The sequence below is a fragment of the Dyella psychrodurans genome (assembly GCF_003363265.1).
GTDB lineage: Bacteria > Pseudomonadota > Gammaproteobacteria > Xanthomonadales > Rhodanobacteraceae > Dyella_B > Dyella_B psychrodurans.
Genome location: NZ_QRBF01000012.1, coordinates 1 through 17911 on the forward strand (window position 1 = coordinate 1; position 17911 = coordinate 17911).

The window sequence follows — 17911 nt, forward strand, 5'->3', positions numbered from 1 at the left end:
GGGCTTCCTGCCCTGGCGAAAAGGGATCGGCATCCATGCCGATCCCCCTGCGGGCCTTGTCGTCCCCAGCTCACTCACCGCCTACGGGGCCCGGGGCGCGCGATGCGCGCACTTTTCAAAAGAGCAAAAACCAAGAGCAAGGCGAAGGAGCGAAAAGCGAGAACGCCGTGCACCGCTGCGTACGCGCTCTTCCGGCGCTAGCGCCGGCACCGAGGGCGTGCAAAGCGCGCTGCTCTGGCTCCTGCTCTTGATCTTGACCTTGGGGCCCCTAGGACCCGGCGGAGGGATGGAGGATCAGCCCGTAGGGTGGCTGGCAGGGATGCCAGCCAGTTTTTCGTCAGGGCAGGATGCCCTGTCGAAAAACCCCGCAATCCCTCCGCGCACTTTGCGGGCGAAGCCCGCAAAGCGGGTACTCGGGGCTGCCCTTCTCTTTGGTTATCTTTCTCTTGGGCAAGCAAGAGAAAGTGACTCGGCCGCTGGCAAGCGGTCGAAACGCCCGCCGCGTAGGCGAGCAATCTGGCGTTAACGCACAGGCGCAGCTAAAAGCCAAAGTCACTGGGTCCCGGCTTTCGCCGGGACGACGACCATGAAGCGTGGCGCAAGCAATGAAGCGATCATCGCTGTACGTCTCACTCGCCTGCCGATGCCGCAACCATCGTTGCGTGCCAGCGTGAAACATTCACCCCCTTAATAAGTAGCCATAACGCCAACACCACTGCAGATACAAACATCGGCAAGAGAAGCAAGTCCGACGCGTAAGATGGCATCAACAGCATGGCGAAATTCTTGACGATGAACCCCGCGCCAGCGATCACCATCAGCACCCCGAGAATCCTCGGCAAAAAAGTCGATCTGATGACCAGATATCCACGAATGACAATAGCCGAACCATAGAAGGCCATGAATATCTCCCCGCCATAGCCATACAGCTTGAGCATCAGCAACGCCACAGCATCACGCTGACCGACAGAGAAAACTTTCAGAAGGCTATCGTCACCGAGCACGACCGGCGCCGCTGCATAGAAGAATTCCGCCATGGCATACGTGGCGGTCGCTATCACCCCGAACAACGCCATCAGCAACGCGATCTGGCGGTGAACCGGCCTCAGCAACACATAGAACAGAAGCGTCAAGGCGATGTCGCACAACGCTTCAACCAGGTAACCCGCAAAGCCGAGGCGAAACAGCTCGCCATGGGAAGTGATGTTCTTTGCGGTAGCCGCCGCATCGGAAAATTCGATCATCTTCGCGGGAACATAAAGTTCGCCGAAGATCCCGGCCAGCATGGAGACCACTAACAAGGCTCCAGCGATACGCGCATAGATCTGTATGGAGAGTACCGGCCCGAAAGCAGCCCGGCGGCTCGAGGCTGTATGGACTCCGGCATTCAAGGGCATTTCCTCATGATGGCGAGCCGCCTACCGAGCCAATTTGTCCTCGAAATCATAAACACTTTTGGCTTGTGCATGGCGGAGCAGCTCCGCCATGCAAGCACATAGGAAATCGCGCAGAATTTTCCAGCCGATTGGCTCGAAACTTGCCCTTCGCTGTCCGTGTGTTGTCCGGACAACGCGGACAGCCGTCCGCGGACAGTTTCTGCCATTGGGCACCATGACGGGAAATGGCTTTGGAGTGCGGTTTCCCAAGGAAATCGCCGCTTGGCACGAGCCTTGCTCGATATATCTCGAAAGCCTCATCACCCAACTCACGGAGAACCGCCATGAAATTCGAGACTGTCATGTTGCATAGCTTCTTCGCTGCCTGCCTGGTGATTTGCGTAACGGCCCTCAGCGCCATGCTCGCCTGAACCACCTGCTCCGGCACTTCATTCACCTGCTTTCGGAGAATCGCCATGAAATTCGAAACTGCGATACTGCATAGCCTGTTCGCTGCTTGCCTGGTGATCTGCGTTGCGACCCTCGGTGCCATGCTGGCCTGAGTGATTTACGGCAACAGGGGAATGCCCGAGAGAAGCGCTCTCGGCTTTACCAGGGGTTTAATCGCAACGTTTTAATGCTCGACGACCGCCGCATCAAACGGTACGCGCCAACGAGGCTCAATACGTGCGTCGGGCGTACGTCGGCCGAGTGCGATGACCAAAGGTATGACCGCGCCTCTCGGCAGTTTCAAAAGCCGTGCCACTTTCCTGGCATGGAACCCTTCCATCGGGCAGCTATCCAACCCCTTGGCTGCCGCCGCAAGCAGCAGCGTCTGCGCAGCAAAGAGGCTATTGCGCGCCATCCAGTGACGCGTGCATGAATGCCCGAGGGGCAGCAGCATCCATATCGGATCGATCCAGGATGCCAGCGCCATAAGCGGTGTCCAGAGCGGCAACTCTCCGATATAACCGAAGCGTCGCAGCGTTTTCAGATGCGCGCGGTGATACGTCTTCGATGCCTCGCTCAATGCCGGACAGCTCTCGACGTGTTTCGCCAAGCCATCGAGCGAACGCTTGCGCGAGATGCTGCTCGCGACCACCACGATCAACGCCGAAGCGTTTGCCGCGGCGCGCTGGTTATGACATGCCGCCGCTACCTCGCCTTTTAGCGACGGGTCTTTGATCCAGTGAAACCGATACGGCTGCAGATTGTTGCTCGACGGCGCAAGCTGCGCCTCCGCCAGCACCGCGCGGACGTCCTCGTCGGCTACGGGACTTCCATCGAAATCACGCACAGCCCGGCGATACGCATTGATGGCACGGAAGACAACCCAGGCTGCGGCCGTCGATTCGGTCGCGGGAGCCGGCGCTTTGGCAAGCAGGGTGTCCATGCCGTAAATAATGTAAGCTAAAGCTTGGCTTTAGCAACTTGCATTGCAAGCCCATGCCAAAACCCAAAGTCACACCGCGCAAACGCCCGCTGCAAGCCCGTTCCACTGCCACCGTGGATGCCATCCTTCAGGCTGCGACTTACATTTTGGTGAAGGATGGATGGGAGCGTTTCACCACCAACCGGGTCGCCGAGCGGGCGGGCGTGAACATCGCCTCGCTCTACCAGTACTTTCCCAACAAGGAATCCATCGTCGTCGAATTGCAGCGCCGGCATGTGGAGAAGGCACGCCCGGACGCCATGGTCGCGTTACGGGCCAAAGACAGTTTGCGCAGCCTGCTTACCGCGTTGATTCAAGCCAGCATCGACGAGCACAGCACGGCGCCCGCATTGCATCGCGTATTTGCCGAAGAGCTACCACGGTCGGCGCGACACACAGACCCCGCGAGGGAGGTACAGGTGCGTGCGCAACTGAAAGAGTTAGTGCGCCCTTTCGCGCGCAATGTCCCTGACCTCGATTTGGCCGTGTTCGTATTGCGCACCGCAGGACATGCGATTGTCCATGAAGCTGCCAGCGAACGCCCTGAACTGCTTGCACATCCAGGGTTGGTCGATGAAATCGTATGGCTGATGGAACGCTACCTGCACCGGCCTTCGCCGCGCGTGGCGGCAAAAGCACGCAAACGCGAAACACGTTTCTAATTCCTGACCTTCATAAAGGCGTGCCATTCGCGTCCTGGCCGGGCTACCCACAGCCGTTTGTTTTGGGCAAGAATGCACCACCAGCATCAAGCTTAGGGGAGCGCCATGTTGTCGTCCATTGCACGGATCGCAGTCGCACTGTTGGCTTTCGGCTGGCTGGGAGCGGCTCAGGGACAAGCAGCAGCGCAGACACCGCCGTCGAACAGCGATGGCATTGACCAGGCGGTGCAGGATCAGCTTCTGCAAGAGGCTGTCGACCAGATCAAGGCGGGATCGTTTGCCGACGCCATCAACGGGCCGCTCGCGCAAATCATCCACACGTACGAGACAGCGTACGGGCACAGCAAGAAGCGCATCTACTGCGCGGAATCGACGACGGAAGTGATGCTGTACCTGGCCACCGCCGCGCAAAACCACCAGGAAGCGCAAGTGCTGGCCAAGCCTACGTGGGCGCTTGCCTATTACGTGCGCGGCTACGCCTATGGCTCGCTCGGGAGAACCGCCGATGCCGAAGCGAGCCTGAAGCAGGCACTGCAACTGTCGCCGTCCAATTCGCAGTTTCTATCGGAATTGGGCAATGCCTACGAACACGAAAAAGATTGGCCCCAGGCGCTGAAGACTTTCCAGGATGCCGATACCGCCGCCAGCGTTGCAGCCCGCAACGAGATCAAGGTACCGCTACGCTGCCGCGCGCTGCGCGGACAGGGATACGTCTACGTGGAATTGCACCAGCTCGACGATGCGACCAAGGCATACCAGCAATGCCTCGCCATCCAGCCCGGCGACCCGGCGTCGCTGCGGGAACTTGGTTATGTCCAGGGGCTGCGCGACAAGGGCGCGAAGTGACTCCCTGACTTTACGCGGGGACGGCGCCCGAGCGACGCCAGTCCCTCACGATGACTGATTACCGCCCGATCGGCCGGTGCCGCTGCTGCCGGTGCTTCTCGCGTTCTTCCAGCAACATCGGCATCAACTCCTCGATGTATTGCCTGGCGTGCCCGCGCGTATGCAGCTGGTGAAAGCGCAGGTGCGCCTTGTCTCGCCCAACCAGCGCCGTGTGTGCCTTCCTCAATATGTGCAGAAAGCCCATCAAACTCGTGCCGTCGCGCAAAGGTTCGTTGTCGCGCGGATCAGGGGAAGATGCCTCAGTCATGATCCGATCTCCTGCGGGCAGTCCGTACGGCAGGTCGTTGTGATCAGCGAAAGCAGATCGTTCGCGTTGCGGTCGCGATCGGTCATCGGCGGGTGACCAAACAAGCGCTCGACGGTAGCAAGCACCGAGCTATGGTCATAGACCGTGTGATCGACTTGTCCCCGCGCCACCCACGGCGACACCACGATGGCCGGAACGCGCACGCCAAACACATCGAACCGGAAGCCATTCGTATTGAGCGTGGCAGCCGCGCCATCGTTCGGAGGAACCGCGCTACCGGGTTTCACTGAGTCGTAGAAGCCGCCATGCTCGTCGTAGAGGATCACGAGCAGGCTGCTTTCCCACAGCGTCGATGTGCGGATCGCGTTGTACACGCGTGCCGCAAGTTGGTTGCCACCGCCCAGACCGTCCATCGGATGATGCGAGCTTCCGCCCGCGAACGTGTCGTGCACGATGTCGCCGTAGCCCGGCTCGATGAAGGTGTAGCGAGCGGTGTAGCCCGCATTGAGATCGTCTTCGAAATGCGACAGGTCGTCGACGTCGAAAAAGCTGATGCCCTTCAGCGAAGAAACCTGCGGCACGTGCCCGAACAGCGAACCCGTGTTGTCTTGATAGAGACGGTAGTTGCCCTCGCCCAGCGCGTCGAAGATCGAACCCTTCGGATAGGAGAAGCCATCGACCATGGACCATTCGTCCATTTCGGCGGACGTCGGCGAGTGATCAAGTCCAGCGGATGATGCGCCGTGCAGGAAGTACCGATTCGGCCACGTCGGACCAGGTAGCGAGGAGTGCCAGCCATCGCAAAGCACGAACTCACTGGCCAATTGGTATAGCGCAGGCGCCTGCGTGCGGGCGTCGATGCCCTGCATGATCTTGCCTACGTCGACCGCCGGTGGTGGTGTGCCTTCCGACTGGGTCGTCGCGTAATTGGAGGCGAAGCCCGAGTTGTCGATCGGCGGGTAAGCCTCACCCGCCTGAAAGTGTACGCCCGCACCGCAAAGCTGTTCGAGCACATCCGTGAACTCATGCCCGGGATCGGTGGGCATCTGGTCGGGCGCGCCCATGCCGAATGGGTAGGCGGCACCGTTGTAGACGTTCGTGTTGCCGGACGTGGCAGCGACAATCCCCGATATGCCCGACAGCGCGAACAGGTGATCGAACGATCGGTTCTCCAGCATCAACACGAAGACATGTTGGATTCGGGTCTGGACTGGCGCAGATGCAGTCGCTGGGTCTGCACTCATGGAGCCCCCTTCAGTCGTTGCGAACCGTAAGGAAGGATGCGGTTAAACCAACTACCCCCGCCCCATCTACCTGCGAGCAGTTTAGCGTCATTGCGCCGGCGTCATGGCTACCCGTAGAAGAACCGGGCGATAGTGCGCCAACCCCGGCACATCCAAATTCGGAATCTTGGCCTCGTCGTCCCAGCGGCGAAGCTGGACCGCCGTGCCGGCGTTAGGCAATGCCTCAAAGGCCGCGACTTCCTCGTCGCTCATGGGACCGCCCTGGATGTGCAGGCTTTCCATGGAAGCCGGTGACAGCTGCGCGATGTAGGTGGGATCGGTGGCGCACAGATAACGCTTGGCGGCGACGTGCAGGCGCACCGTTTCGGTGACGTCTTCGCCAAACAACCTGGCCAGATACGCTGCGGCGACTTCTTCGTGAGCGCCATCCACGCCATGTTGCGCGATGTCCTCAGGCAGGCCATGCAGTACGTGCCCCACATCGTGCAGCAGCGCAGCCGCTATCGTCGATGGACTGGCGTGAGACCGTTCGGCGAAATGCGCGCACTGCAAACAGTGTTCAAGCACGGAAACGGGCTCGCCAAAATAAGCTTGCTCTCCTTGCGCCGATAGCAGATCCAGCAACTCGTCGACATTTTTGGCGTACGCCATGATCGTGCCCCGTGTCGAATCGCGTTCGACCGATTGAAAACGGACAGTTAATGAGCCCTGGATTGCGGAAAGTGTGCGGCTGCCTAGACGACTGGATGCCCTTGTATAAAACGCGACGCACAACAACCGTTCGACGCGAGTCCGCCCTCGCCCGGATGATTCACGAAAGATGCCGAAGCAGCTCCATGCCAGGCGCGCAAGCCGACTCGAGTCGCACCCTCTCATCGGCAGGCAGATTCACCCACTTCGGCGGGTTCTTCCGCACGCGCCCCGCCGCCTGCGCGAGCCACGCAGGATCGTCCAGGCCGGGGGCCATGAAACGGACGATGCGCTGGAGTTCAGCCTGCGGCGCATCGAGCATCGACTCGTAGCGCACGTGGAGAACACGCTCGGCAGGTACCTTCTCCAACAGTTTCAAACCCACGGTGATCATCTCGGACCACGCCAGGCCGATCGGCGCGATCGGCAATTCGAAACGCTGGAACACGTCGACGTCGAAGCTCTCGGGCACGAGCCCGCGCCACGCCGGCGGCAAGTCCTGCGGTGCCTGATACGTCGGCGAGAGATACGGGGCCGAGCCGAACCTCCGCTTGAACAGAGTGCCGATCATGCCCATCCGCATCGGCGCAAACCGGCTCGCCGAAACCGCGAATTCTCGACCGTCGCGAAAAACGTGGATGAACTTCGCATCGGGAAAAAAGTGCGACAAGGGATGGACGAGACCGAGCGAAGCGCCCGAACGCTCGCACCAGAACCGGCGGCCAAGGCGCGTACACAACCACTGGAAAACCCGAAGGTACTGCCGGTGAACCCGGTCTTCCGGCAGCGGCCGCACGAAGACGCCCAGCTCCTCGTGCAACCCGTCGGGGTCTTCGGTGAGCGTCGGAAGCGTCATCGCCAACAGCGGTGGAATGCCCGTCTCGCGAAAACGCAACGCAGAGGCCAGCGGGTAGCGAAACTCGTCAATGGCCAGGCCGCGCTCCATCAAGCGAAGCCAGGCCGTATGACGAGGGCGCGGCTCGCTCAACACGGACCAGAAGTTCGGGCCGTCGACGGGATCTTTCTGGAAGCCAAGCGGATGCAGCGCGTTGAACAGCTCAGAGAGACTCAGCACGTCCGGATGCAGCGAGAGCAAATCGGAAAGCATCGTCGAGCCGGAACGGCCCGTGCTGACGATGAAGAGAGGTGTTTGGGACGATCCTGTCATGATGGAACGTCAGTCTACTCGTGGATGGCGATAGCAACGATCGGTACCCGCGACAAGCTCCAACACCCTCGACAACCGGCTAGTGATGCCCGATATACAGCACGCTCTGTTCGGTAATGCCGCACTGCTGAAAAAGTTCAGGCCCGAACTTCGCCGCATCGAGGCTTTCCACCTGAAAACCGCCGGCCTGAAGCCGCTGCAGGAAGTCGCTGCGCTCATACATCCGTATGTGATCGTCCTGGCCGAAGCGCCGCCAGCGCTCATCGACGTCCGTCACGCTGGGATCTTCATCGGTCTTCTGCAAGCCGAGCAAGATCGGCACCATGAGAATCGCGACGCCGTTGGGCGCCAGCACACGCTTCAGTTCGCGGATCGCCTTGGCGTCATCGGGCACATGCTCCAGCACGTGCGAGCACATGACGAAGTCGAAACTGCCCGTGGCGTAACACTTCATATCGGTGATATCGACCTTGTCATCGGCCAGGGGCGACATCAAGTCCGCGGATCGATATTGTGCTCCCGGCAAGCCTTTCAGAAACCGCGAGAGCATGGGCGCGGGGGCGATATCCAGTATCCGGAACGGCTGTCCCTGACGCTGCTGCACATAGGCCTTCAGGAACAAGGCATAAAGGCGATCGCGGTCCGACGCCTGGCAAATCGGGCAGTTGTATTGACCCAGGTTGAGCGTTTCGAACTGATCCAGCGAGTAAGGCACGCGCAGTCGATGAAGGATCTCGAAATAGTTGTTCGGAAGCGGCAGGAAATTGGGAAAGCTATTCGAACAAACCGGACAGAATTTCATGCATCGACCTTTTTCATTGCGCTACCTCGACTGATTCGGCCAGCCGGAAAATAACTTGACCCGACGAGCGGACAAGGAACACCCAACGCAGCCATCATAAACCCTATCAACATCGGGCCACGGGCCAAATTTCCGGGGTCTGGTTGATCCAGCTTCTTCATGGGAAGCTGTCCCCAATTTTCGCCTTGAGGAACTCCCATGCGCACTCAACGCCTTATCGCGCCCCGCGTGCCGTAAGCACATGAAGCCAGAAGATCTGCAGCGGCTGGTCACCGTCACTATGCCGTACGGCAAATACCAGGGCCGGCTGATTGCCGACCTGCCCGGCGCATACCTCGCGTGGTTTGCCCGCAAAGGTTTCCCGCCCGGTGATCTGGGCAACTTGCTGGCATTGATGCTAGAGCTCGATCACAACGGGCTGCGGTCCCTGCTCGATCCGCTGCGAAAGCGTCGATAGAAGCAGTCGAATCAACTGACCGCTTCAGCCTTGCTTACGCGGGGACTTATCTTCCTTCAACGCAACAGCTTGTCAGCCATCCGGATATGCCGGGTTTTGCCAAGCAAGCTGTGAATCAGCACCACTTCATGCGCCGGCCACACCACGGGTTCGATCCGCTGCAACGGCACCGCCGGCTTGTTGTAGGCCAGGGTCATATGCGGGGTGAAGGAACCCTTGGTGTGTTGACCCAATGCGGCAGCATGTAAATAGGTAGCAAGCTGCTTATGGAGCGCATGCAATGCTTCATTACCGCCACTGGCGGTGAGGATGAAGTCGCCTTGCGCGTTGTGGTGGTTGAAACTGCCGATCTGGTCGAAGCGGATCGTGAAAGGTTCGGATGTGAGATGGGAAAGCGCTTCGGCAGCCTGAGTCGCAAGTCCGGGTGGAAGTTCGGTGTAATCGCCAAGATGAAAGAGCGTGACGTGAAGTCGACTGGCTTCTACCGGCTTGCCATCCATACGACGAGCTACGAGATGCTTGGCGGCAAAGGTTTCGAAGCGAGCCGCGTAGTTCGGATCGGGAAAGATCGCGAGGAACAGGCGGTCGGTGGGAATAGCGAGGTCGAAGCCTGGCAGGGATCCTTGGGGAAGCATGCGGGTGTTCCTTTGATGCACTTAGGTAGCGGAAACGCAGTCAGATTCATTCCCTAGCCGGCGAACCGCCACGATGCGTGGATCTGACTTTTTTAAAGACCCGCTCCTTCTATTTATTCGCCGATGGCCTGCAACAACTGCTGACGCGCGTCCTTCAGTATCTCATCGGCAAGGCTAGCATCGGCTTCGGCGACAGCGCGCGAAAGCACCAGCGCCCCCACCATCTGACTGAAAAGCGCGACGGCTTTTTTTCTTTTCTCCTGCTGGTTCTCGCCATCGATCACATTCGCCAGCTGATCGAAATTCCACGTCAATCCGTGTGCATAGGATTGACGCGCTTCCTTGCCGAGTCGCCGAACGTCGCCCGCATACGCGGTCAACGGACATCCTTTCTCGATATCGGCCAGGTGCTCGGGAGACAGGTACCACTCGACATGTCGCTTCATCGGGTCCGCCGCATCCGCCTTCGACGCCTGGATACCGGCGATGAGATCGGCCGCGCCATCCTCCATCGCCTTCTCCATCACCGCGGCGACCAGGGCGTCCTTTGATTTGAAGTGGTTGTAGAAGCCGCCCTGGGTGAAGCCGGCGGCCTTGGTCAGCTCGGCCAGCCCCACCGCAGCCACCCCGCGCTCGCGGAAGAGCTTTTCTGCCGCGTCGACAATAGCCCTTTTATTTTCAATGGCTTGCTGTTTCGAAACACCCATGTTCCTGCTCCTGCTCTACGGCCAGATTGCGGTCTGCCCCAAAAGACAATGGCGATCACCATTGACATAGCTTCGGGACGGTGCCATTCTAGCACCATGACGATGGTGATCACCATCGTCATCAGAATTCAGCGCCAACCAGCCATCCGCCATCGAAGAGGAAACGACCATGTCAAAGACTTCGCCCGAACAGAACAAGGCACTTGTCCTCGAGGCATTCGACACGCTGTTCAACCAGCGTGACTACGAAGCCGCCGAGCGTTTTTGGTCCGACAAGTACATCCAGCACAGCGCGCACATCGAGCCGGGCCGCGACGGCCTGTTCAATCTGATTCGCAGCATCCCCAACACCTTGCGCTACGAGCACGGGCTGATCATGGCCGAAGGCGACTACGTCATCGTGCACGGCCGCTTCTCCGGCAACGGCCGCCCCGCGGCGTGGGTTGCGGCGGATGTCGTGCGCGTCGAAAACGGCAAGCTCGCCGAGCACTGGGACGTGCTGCAAGACGAAGCCACCCAAACCGAATCGAAGAGCGGATTGCCCATGTTCGGCAACCGCTTCCCTGCTTGAACTCACTTTAGGAGAACTCCCATGAAACTCACTGGCAACACCATCTTCATCACCGGCGGCGGCTCAGGCATCGGTCGCGGGCTCGCCGAAGCGCTGCACAAACGGGGCAACAAGGTCATCATTGCCGGCCGGCGTCGCAGTCATCTCAACGCAGTGATCGCCGCCAATCCCGGCATGGAAGCGGTGGAGCTGGACATCACCGATCCGGCCAGCATCGATCGCGTGGCGACCCAGTTGATCGCCGATCATCCCGAACTCAATGTACTCATCAACAATGCCGGCATCATGTATCCCGACACCCTTGCCGGAAAGATCGACGACGCATTGTTGACCTCAACCATGTCGACGAACGTCCTGGGCCCCATTCGCATGACCTCGGCGCTGATCGAGCATCTGAAGAGCAAGAAAAACGCCGTCGTGGCTTACACAAGTTCCGTGCTTGCCTTCGTGCCGATGGCCGTCACCGGCATCTATTCGGCGACCAAGGCGGCGATCCACTCCTACGTGCTGTCGCAACGCTTCATGCTGCGCAATACCGGCGTTCGCGTGCTTGAGATCGCGCCGCCGTGGGTGCGCACCGAACTCATGAACAGCCAGGAAGCGGAGCAAGCCATGCCGCTCGATCAGTTCATCGCCGAAACGATGGCGATTCTTGGCACGGATGCGAACGAAATCGTGGTCGATGCGGCCAAGGAGTTCCGTGGCAATGTGGGCCCGAACGAACACGCCCTCGTCAACGGGTTCAACGAACAGGCGCTTGCGCTCTTTGGTGGTGCTTGAGTCGCTGCTTGGGAGAAGGGGCGGAGTGCGCTTATAACTACTAAACGAGCACCCCGCCCGCTTTTTCTTCTTCTGCCTTATTGCGAGAGCTTGTGCATCGCAGCTCGACAAGCCCGTCCAAACGCGACATATAACGAAAGCCCGCCAACACTTGGGCAGGGGTTGTCCAGCAAGTCCGATATCGAATGATCCCGGCAGCGACGCACTGCCAGGGCAATGTTTGTTGGTGTGAGCAGCACGCTGATTATTTCCACTTACCGGAGAACATCGACATGCTCACAAGACAAAAGAAGATGCTTGAACGTTCGATTCTTGCCGTCGTGGTATGCGCAGCCTGGATGGCTGCGGGTTTGCCGTCCGTTGCGCAGGCGGCCACCGCACCGGGCTATTTGTTGTTCAGCCCCTACAAAGACATCACCGTCGACATGAACTGGAGCACGGACACGCTGCAGACGGCCGCTTCCGGCACCTCGTTGCCTCTCGTCGGCGCAGGAAGTTTTTACGCCACGCAAGAACCGCAGCTAGGCGCCGTGACTCTGTCCTTTGCCACCGGCACCTGCGGAAGTGAGAGTTGGGCGGGCCTTGCCGGACCGGCATTCGCATCCGCCAATATCGGTGCGCTCTCCAGTGCCGGCTTGAATTACGTCATCTCCACGGGTGGCGCGGGGGGTGTATTCACATGCGCCACACCCGGCGCTTTCGCCAGCTTCATTGCAAGCTATTACACGCCGCAAATGGTCGGCGTGGATTTCGACATCGAGGCCGGCCAGACGCAGGCCGAGATTCAGCAGCTGGTAGCGGACGTCGCCGCCGTGCAGACACAATATCCCAACCTGCGCTTCTCGTTCACACTTGCCACGCTTGCCGCGTCGAACGGCAGCTATGCGGGCGTCAACGCGCTCGGCCAGGAAGTAGTGCAAGCCATCCAAGCGTCCAATCCGGCGATTACCAACTACACCATCAACCTCATGGCGATGGACTATGGCAAAGCGTCGTCCGCCAGTTGCGTGGTGGTGAGCGGAGCATGCGAGATGGGGCAGTCGGCCATTCAAGCCGTGCTGAACCTGGAACACACCTACGGCATTTCTGCGGCGCACATCGAAGTCACCCCCATGATCGGCCAGAACAACACATCCGGCGAAATCACCACGGTGAGCGATGTCGACACCATCACCAGTTACGCCATAACCAACGGATTGGCAGGGTTGCACTATTGGTCGCTTGATCGCGACACACCCTGCTCCGGTAAAAAAGGTTCCGTATCCACGTCGTGCAATTCGGTGAGCGGCAGCACGCCGTTGGAATACACCAACGAGTTCTTGAAGGATCTCGGGCGTTAACGTCAAGTGCGGAACAAAACCGGGCGGCAGTAGTTAATCCAACTTAACTACTGCCGTCACCTTTATCTGACATTTTTAACGTGCTTCTGGCTTGCACGTTCCCTGAAAGCTCAAGCCGCCATCCATGCTGCCCGAGCCGTCATGCAACGCGTCTGTCTGCATTTTCACCGACTCTATTCATTAGCCTTCATGTTGACCGTATGCATCGGTCGGCATGCGTCGCCATCACAGCCGATGTAGATCCCGTGATCCCCGCAAGGCGCGGTGAAGCCCGAATTGCCGTCGCTCTGAACAATGCCACATCCCATTTGGTTGGCGACATCCTGAGCCTTCGAGGTCATGGCCGTATCCACCGAACCGGCTTGCGGTGTTGCCGAAGCCATGGGGGACGAAGGCACCACTGCCGCAGGGGAAGCGGTGGGCATTGGCGCGGGCGTCGTTTGAGATGAGACGCTGGATGCCGCTACGGCGGGTGCCTGAGACGCAGCAGTCGTTGCAATCGTGCCGTTGCCGTAGTCACTCAGGTGGTCCTTCACAGCCAGTTCCACGGCAGCCGCCAATGCACCCTCGTCGCCCTGTTTCTGCATCGGAGCAACGGTGCGGGTAAAGATGCGCTCGCCGTCGATATCGGTATCGAGATAAACGATGAAGATGGGCGCGTTGTTCGGATTTTCGTCGTGGGTGAAATAGGCGCGCTCATACTCGTCCGCGCCGCTCACGCTATCGAATGTGTTCTGATTGATGACCTGCGTCTGCGGCGACGAACTGTGATTGGCCACTGCGTTGGCGGCCAAGCCGCCGAGTATGCCGCCAATACCTGCAAAGACCGCTTGCGAACGAAAATGCGCCTTCGCATTCATATAGATCACGAAGTGATAGACCGTGACCTTGTGATCGGCGCCAAATTTATGGAACGCCTCGTACTGCAGCACGTCCACCGGCGACGGTGATATATGTTCATCACCATTGCGAATGATGCCGTACTCCTTGCTGGTAATCAGCAAGCTGAACAACTTCTTTTCCTTTTCGTCGGCGGGGCGTACATCGCTCACCGGCAACGAAGCCGCAGACTTGGCCGCGTCGGGCGGCAGATTCACCTTCGCGATAGGCGCACAGCCTGCGCACGCCAGCGCCAAAAGACCCACAATCGAGCGTTTCATATTTTTCCCCTGTTTGTGCAATGCCATTACCAAGTTACGAGCACTCCGCCCAGACAAAGGCGCTGGAGTTGGTTCAACTCATTAAAGTACCTCCAGCCCGCTTTCGCCTGTCGCAAGATCGACGTCTTGAACACATGCTTCGGCCAAAACGGACTCGTAAAAGTCGAAGCGGCTCTTGTCTCGTATCGCGATCCAACCGATGACGTAGGTGATGAATATAAAAAGAAGAAGCACACCACCCACGAAGTGAACTTGAGCCAAGGCGCGCCAGTCGCCTAATTGCCAGTCTTTGAATTGCAGATAGAGAACAATCAAAACAGGTAGAACGCCGAAGCGCTCCAAGCCCCCTATTAACAACCCGTGGCGGTAAAGGAATGCGGCCTTTCGGTCGCGAATGAAGCGCAAATGCTGCGACATTTCTTGATGCGGGTGCTGGCGCAACCAACGCACCAGGGTTTGATACTGATCGAAGTGGCGGTCGATTCTTTCAGCCGTAAGCTTGTGCTGCTGCCGAACGTCTTTCCATTGGCTGCGAATCGCAAAGTAACACCAGAACAGAAAGCCGATAACTTCAATAACAAGACCGGCCAATGCGATATATGCACCCAAGGAATGACCGAGCATCACTGCTCCACCGAGCAAGGTAGCGCCCAAAGCCCATCGCTCTGCTGGATTCGTGGAATCCTCTTCGTCGAGGATGTATTCCTTACAACGCGCTTCAAGCTGCGCGAAGGTCAGCGGTTCCGTTTCCATGAGCCATCCCCTTTAGGCTCTTAAGTCCCGCGCCAAGCTTGCCAGAGTGCCGAATCCGAAGCCAAGCCCTTTCGCATGGGCTGCGTAGGCATTTACCAACGCGCTGAATCACTCGGCTCCGACAGATCACGGCACGCGCTTCGTGCAAAGGTGGGGAGAAAACAAAAAGCATCGTCGGCAAAAGGAAAACCATGACTCCCGCTTCCCAATACCTCACCTGCGAGGGCCGCGAAATCCACTACATGGAGTGGGGCTCGCAGCACACTGAAACGGTCATCGCCTGGCATGGCCTGACCCGCAACGGCCGCGACATGGATTACATCGCCCGGCACCTGGCGCAGCGCCGTCGGGTGATCTGCCCCGACACGCTTGGCCGAGGCCTCAGCCAGTGGAGCCCTATTCCGGAAGTCGAATACAGTCTGGCGTTCTACGAAAAGCTCGCTGTTGCGCTGGTCAACGGCGTGGGTGCGAAGGATGTCTTGTGGCTAGGCACCTCGATGGGTGGCGCCATCGGCATGATGGCTACGGTGGGTGGGTTGAAGGGCCGCATCCGCAAACTGGTGCTGAACGACTTCGGCCCGGTTACGAACCCTGTGGCGATCGCACGCATCAAGGCCTACGGTACACAGCTGCCGGTGTTCCGCACCATGACCCAGTTGGAGCAGTTCTTCCGCGAGGCTTATGAGCCGTTCGGCTGGATCTCCGACGAGCAGTGGCGCTTGATCGCCGAAACGTCCATGCGCCGCCTGCCCGACGGCCGGGTTACGCCGCACTACGATCCAAAGATCATGTACCAGATCGTCCACAGGCCGCGCGATCGGGATCTTCGGGATACATGGAACCGCATCGATATTCCGGTGCTGTGCCTGCGTGGCGAACACTCCGACTTGCTGCTGGCCGAAGCCGCCGAGCAAATGAAGGATCGTGCCCAGGTCGTCACCATTCCAGGCTGCGGACACGCCCCCGCGCTCAACACACCCGAACAATACGCGCTGATCGAAAACTTCTTCGACCACGCATGACCCATGCCTTCGGCATGCTCTCCATGCCAGCCTGAAAAAGGATATTTCTCATGGCCACGATCCATTACCTGACCCAGGTCGAACTCGACTTCGGCGCCATTCAGCAACTCACGGCCGCCTGCGAACGCGCGGGCATCACGCACCCGCTCGTCGTCACCGACGCCGGTGTGCGCGTGGCAGGCGTCTTGCAGCATGCACTCGATGCATTGAGCGACCTGCCCTACGCGATCTACGACGAAACGCCGGGCAACCCTACCGAAGCAGCAGTGCGCGCAGCCGTGGCGATGTATCGGCGCGGAAAGTGCGATGGCCTGATTGCCGTGGGCGGTGGTTCAAGCATCGACCTCGCCAAGGGCGTGGCCATTGCCGCCACCCACGCAGGCCCGCTGAAGACGTACGCCACCATCGAAGGCGGCAGCCCGAAGATCACCGCGCGCGTGGCGCCGCTGATCGCCGTGCCCACCACGGCCGGCACCGGCAGTGAAGTGGCGCGTGGCGCCATCGTCATTGTGGATGACGGCCGCAAACTCGGTTTTCACAACTGGCACCTGATGCCGAAAACAGCCATTCTCGATCCCGAGCTGACGCTCGGCTTGCCGCCGTTTCTCACGGCTGCCACGGGCATGGATGCGATCGCGCACTGCATGGAAACCTTCATGGCCCCCGCGATGAATCCGCCCGCCGACGGCATCGCGCTGGATGGTTTGATGCGCGGCTGGGCAAACATTGTGCGCGCCACCACTCACGGCCAGGATCGTAAAGCGCGCTGGAACATGATGAGCACGAGCATGCAGGGCGCGATGGCTTTTCAAAAAGGACTCGGCTGCGTGCATTCGCTGAGCCATAGCCTGGGTGGCGTGAACCACAAACTCCATCACGGTACCTTGAACGCCATGTTCCTGCCAGCCGTGGTGCGCTTTAACGCGGGCGCGGAAAGCATCAGGAAGGAACAGCGCCTGCAGCGCATGGCACACGCCATCGGCATCGATACCTGCGACGCAAAGGGCATGGAACTGGCCGAAGCCCTGCGCGAAATGAATGCGCGCCTCGGGTTGCCAACCGGCTTGGCCGCGATGGGCGTAACACGCGATCAGTTTGAGCGCGTGATCGACGGTGCGATGGCCGATCATTGCCACAAGACCAACCCGCGCATCGCCACGCGCGAGGACTATCGCCAGATGCTGGAAGAGTCGCTCTGACAAGCGCGACCATTTTTCCAATCCGCACCTAAGCCCTTTCGCATGGCTTGCGTAGGCATTTACCAACGCGCCGAATCACTCGGCCCCGACAGATGGCGGAACGCACTTTATGCGATGGTTCGGTAGTCGGGCGTGCCCATCCCTTCGATGACAACGGCACGCCCGACATGATGTGAAGTAGCGCGGATCGCCTGGGCTGCAACCCAAACGATCCGCTGGCCACCACCAACTGGTTACGGAGTTAATGATGGTTACGTTCGATCATACGGCACCCGCACGCCCTCGTGCCCCCGCCATGGTGCATTTCTTCTACTTCACCGCCGCGCCATCGGCGCGACGTCGAGCCACAGTGGGCAATCGCCAAAACGGAAGCAGCTGATTCCGACAAAACGAGCAGGATTTTTCCTGCAGCCCTTCACGCCGCGCGCAATGCGCGGCGTGACCCTAAGCGTGTGGAGAACGATCATGGAAGACATGCACGGCGGTCCGACGGGACCGCAGTTCTATCTCTTGTCCGAAGAAGCTTACGAAGACCTGAGAAACATCCAGACCATGCTGACGCTGATGGCACATATCACTTACAGCGAAGACGACAACACCAACGGCAATGTCGTGCTGAAGATCGGCCGTGCGGATCTCTATTACTACTTCCAGGAGATCAGCGCGCAGATTGGCGCCGCGCTGGATCGGCTAAGCAAGGAGAACTGCACCGACACGCAAAGCCGGATGTGGCAGTAACAACAGAAGGGCACTGCAGGTT

22 protein-coding genes are annotated in these 17911 nt (G+C 59.4%); 9 read left to right on the plus strand and 13 right to left on the minus strand.

The features are described from left to right. Positions 1–629: 629 nt before the first annotated feature. Complete coding sequence (locus DWU99_RS20210) at positions 630–1391, minus strand: DUF4386 domain-containing protein (RefSeq protein ID WP_158543386.1); 762 nt, start codon at positions 1389–1391, stop codon at positions 630–632. A 619-nt stretch (positions 1392–2010) separates the two neighbouring features. Then, a complete protein-coding gene (locus DWU99_RS20215) occupies positions 2011–2769 on the minus strand; it encodes a nitroreductase family protein (RefSeq protein ID WP_115479911.1) in 759 nt (252 codons plus the stop codon). 53 nt (positions 2770–2822) lie between these two features. On the opposite strand from DWU99_RS20215, the gene DWU99_RS20220 reads away from it, so the two are divergent. After that, on the plus strand, positions 2823–3470 hold the full coding sequence (locus DWU99_RS20220; RefSeq protein WP_115479912.1) for a TetR/AcrR family transcriptional regulator: 648 nt from the start codon (positions 2823–2825) through the stop codon (positions 3468–3470). 105 nt (positions 3471–3575) lie between these two features. Beyond that, on the plus strand, positions 3576–4316 hold the full coding sequence (locus DWU99_RS20225; RefSeq protein ID WP_115479913.1) for a tetratricopeptide repeat protein: 741 nt from the start codon (positions 3576–3578) through the stop codon (positions 4314–4316). Between the two features lie 58 nt (positions 4317–4374). On the opposite strand, the gene DWU99_RS20230 is transcribed toward DWU99_RS20225, so the two are convergent. The 6 genes from DWU99_RS20230 to DWU99_RS21285 form a co-directional block, all read right to left on the minus strand. After that, on the minus strand, positions 4375–4623 hold the full coding sequence (locus DWU99_RS20230) for a hypothetical protein (RefSeq protein WP_115479914.1): 249 nt from the start codon (positions 4621–4623) through the stop codon (positions 4375–4377). Continuing rightward, on the minus strand, positions 4620–5867 hold the full coding sequence (locus DWU99_RS20235) for an alkaline phosphatase family protein (RefSeq protein ID WP_115479915.1): 1248 nt from the start codon (positions 5865–5867) through the stop codon (positions 4620–4622). The genes DWU99_RS20230 and DWU99_RS20235 overlap by 4 nt, the downstream gene beginning before the upstream one ends. An 87-nt stretch (positions 5868–5954) precedes the next feature. After that, entirely contained in the window at positions 5955–6518 is a 564-nt protein-coding gene (locus DWU99_RS20240; protein ID WP_115479916.1) for an HD domain-containing protein, read from the minus strand. A 160-nt stretch (positions 6519–6678) separates the two neighbouring features. After that, positions 6679–7725 carry a sulfotransferase family protein gene (locus DWU99_RS20245; protein ID WP_115479917.1) on the minus strand — a complete coding sequence of 349 codons (1047 nt, stop codon included), beginning with the start codon at positions 7723–7725 and terminating at the stop codon, positions 6679–6681. Between the two features lie 79 nt (positions 7726–7804). Continuing rightward, the gene (locus tag DWU99_RS20250) at positions 7805–8527 is read right to left on the minus strand and encodes a class I SAM-dependent methyltransferase (RefSeq protein ID WP_115479918.1); all 723 of its coding nucleotides are present in this window, start codon (positions 8525–8527) and stop codon (positions 7805–7807) included. Then, complete coding sequence (locus DWU99_RS21285) at positions 8524–8688, minus strand: hypothetical protein (protein ID WP_233511232.1); 165 nt, start codon at positions 8686–8688, stop codon at positions 8524–8526. The genes DWU99_RS20250 and DWU99_RS21285 overlap by 4 nt, the downstream gene beginning before the upstream one ends. A gap of 80 nt (positions 8689–8768) precedes the next feature. On the opposite strand from DWU99_RS21285, the gene DWU99_RS20255 reads away from it, so the two are divergent. Beyond that, positions 8769–8984, plus strand: a complete 216-nt coding sequence (locus DWU99_RS20255; RefSeq protein ID WP_115479919.1) for a DUF3820 family protein — start codon at positions 8769–8771, stop codon at positions 8982–8984. A 56-nt stretch (positions 8985–9040) separates the two neighbouring features. On the opposite strand, the gene thpR is transcribed toward DWU99_RS20255, so the two are convergent. After that, the gene (gene thpR, locus DWU99_RS20260) at positions 9041–9619 is read right to left on the minus strand and encodes an RNA 2',3'-cyclic phosphodiesterase (RefSeq protein WP_115479920.1); all 579 of its coding nucleotides are present in this window, start codon (positions 9617–9619) and stop codon (positions 9041–9043) included. 113 nt (positions 9620–9732) lie between these two features. Further along, complete coding sequence (locus DWU99_RS20265) at positions 9733–10326, minus strand: TetR/AcrR family transcriptional regulator (protein WP_115479921.1); 594 nt, start codon at positions 10324–10326, stop codon at positions 9733–9735. A gap of 169 nt (positions 10327–10495) precedes the next feature. Between DWU99_RS20265 and DWU99_RS20270 the strand changes: the two genes are divergently transcribed. The 3 genes from DWU99_RS20270 (at position 10496) to DWU99_RS20280 (ending at position 13017) form a co-directional block, all read left to right on the plus strand. Then, positions 10496–10897 (plus strand): nuclear transport factor 2 family protein, encoded by a 402-nt coding sequence (locus tag DWU99_RS20270; RefSeq protein ID WP_115479922.1) that lies wholly within the window; start codon positions 10496–10498, stop codon positions 10895–10897. Between the two features lie 21 nt (positions 10898–10918). After that, positions 10919–11677: an SDR family oxidoreductase gene (locus DWU99_RS20275; protein WP_115479923.1), complete on the plus strand. Its 759-nt coding sequence runs from the start codon at positions 10919–10921 to the stop codon at positions 11675–11677. 272 nt (positions 11678–11949) lie between these two features. Continuing rightward, positions 11950–13017 carry a glycoside hydrolase family 18 protein gene (locus DWU99_RS20280; RefSeq protein ID WP_199535887.1) on the plus strand — a complete coding sequence of 356 codons (1068 nt, stop codon included), beginning with the start codon at positions 11950–11952 and terminating at the stop codon, positions 13015–13017. Positions 13018–13190: 173 nt separating this feature from the next. Here the strand turns inward: DWU99_RS20280 and DWU99_RS20285 are convergent, their stop codons facing one another. Beyond that, positions 13191–14177: a hypothetical protein gene (locus DWU99_RS20285; RefSeq protein ID WP_115479924.1), complete on the minus strand. Its 987-nt coding sequence runs from the start codon at positions 14175–14177 to the stop codon at positions 13191–13193. A gap of 81 nt (positions 14178–14258) precedes the next feature. Beyond that, positions 14259–14930 (minus strand): hypothetical protein, encoded by a 672-nt coding sequence (locus tag DWU99_RS20290; RefSeq protein ID WP_115479925.1) that lies wholly within the window; start codon positions 14928–14930, stop codon positions 14259–14261. A 191-nt stretch (positions 14931–15121) separates the two neighbouring features. Between DWU99_RS20290 and DWU99_RS20295 the strand changes: the two genes are divergently transcribed. Continuing rightward, entirely contained in the window at positions 15122–15952 is an 831-nt protein-coding gene (locus DWU99_RS20295) for an alpha/beta fold hydrolase (RefSeq protein ID WP_115479926.1), read from the plus strand. A 50-nt stretch (positions 15953–16002) separates the two neighbouring features. Continuing rightward, on the plus strand, positions 16003–17151 hold the full coding sequence (locus tag DWU99_RS20300) for an iron-containing alcohol dehydrogenase (protein WP_115479927.1): 1149 nt from the start codon (positions 16003–16005) through the stop codon (positions 17149–17151). A gap of 314 nt (positions 17152–17465) precedes the next feature. Here the strand turns inward: DWU99_RS20300 and DWU99_RS21290 are convergent, their stop codons facing one another. Beyond that, a complete protein-coding gene (locus tag DWU99_RS21290) occupies positions 17466–17627 on the minus strand; it encodes a hypothetical protein (RefSeq protein WP_233511233.1) in 162 nt (53 codons plus the stop codon). On the opposite strand from DWU99_RS21290, the gene DWU99_RS20305 reads away from it, so the two are divergent. After that, entirely contained in the window at positions 17617–17889 is a 273-nt protein-coding gene (locus DWU99_RS20305) for an XAC0095 family protein (RefSeq protein ID WP_115479928.1), read from the plus strand. The genes DWU99_RS21290 and DWU99_RS20305 overlap by 11 nt on opposite strands. Positions 17890–17911: the final 22 nt, after the last annotated feature.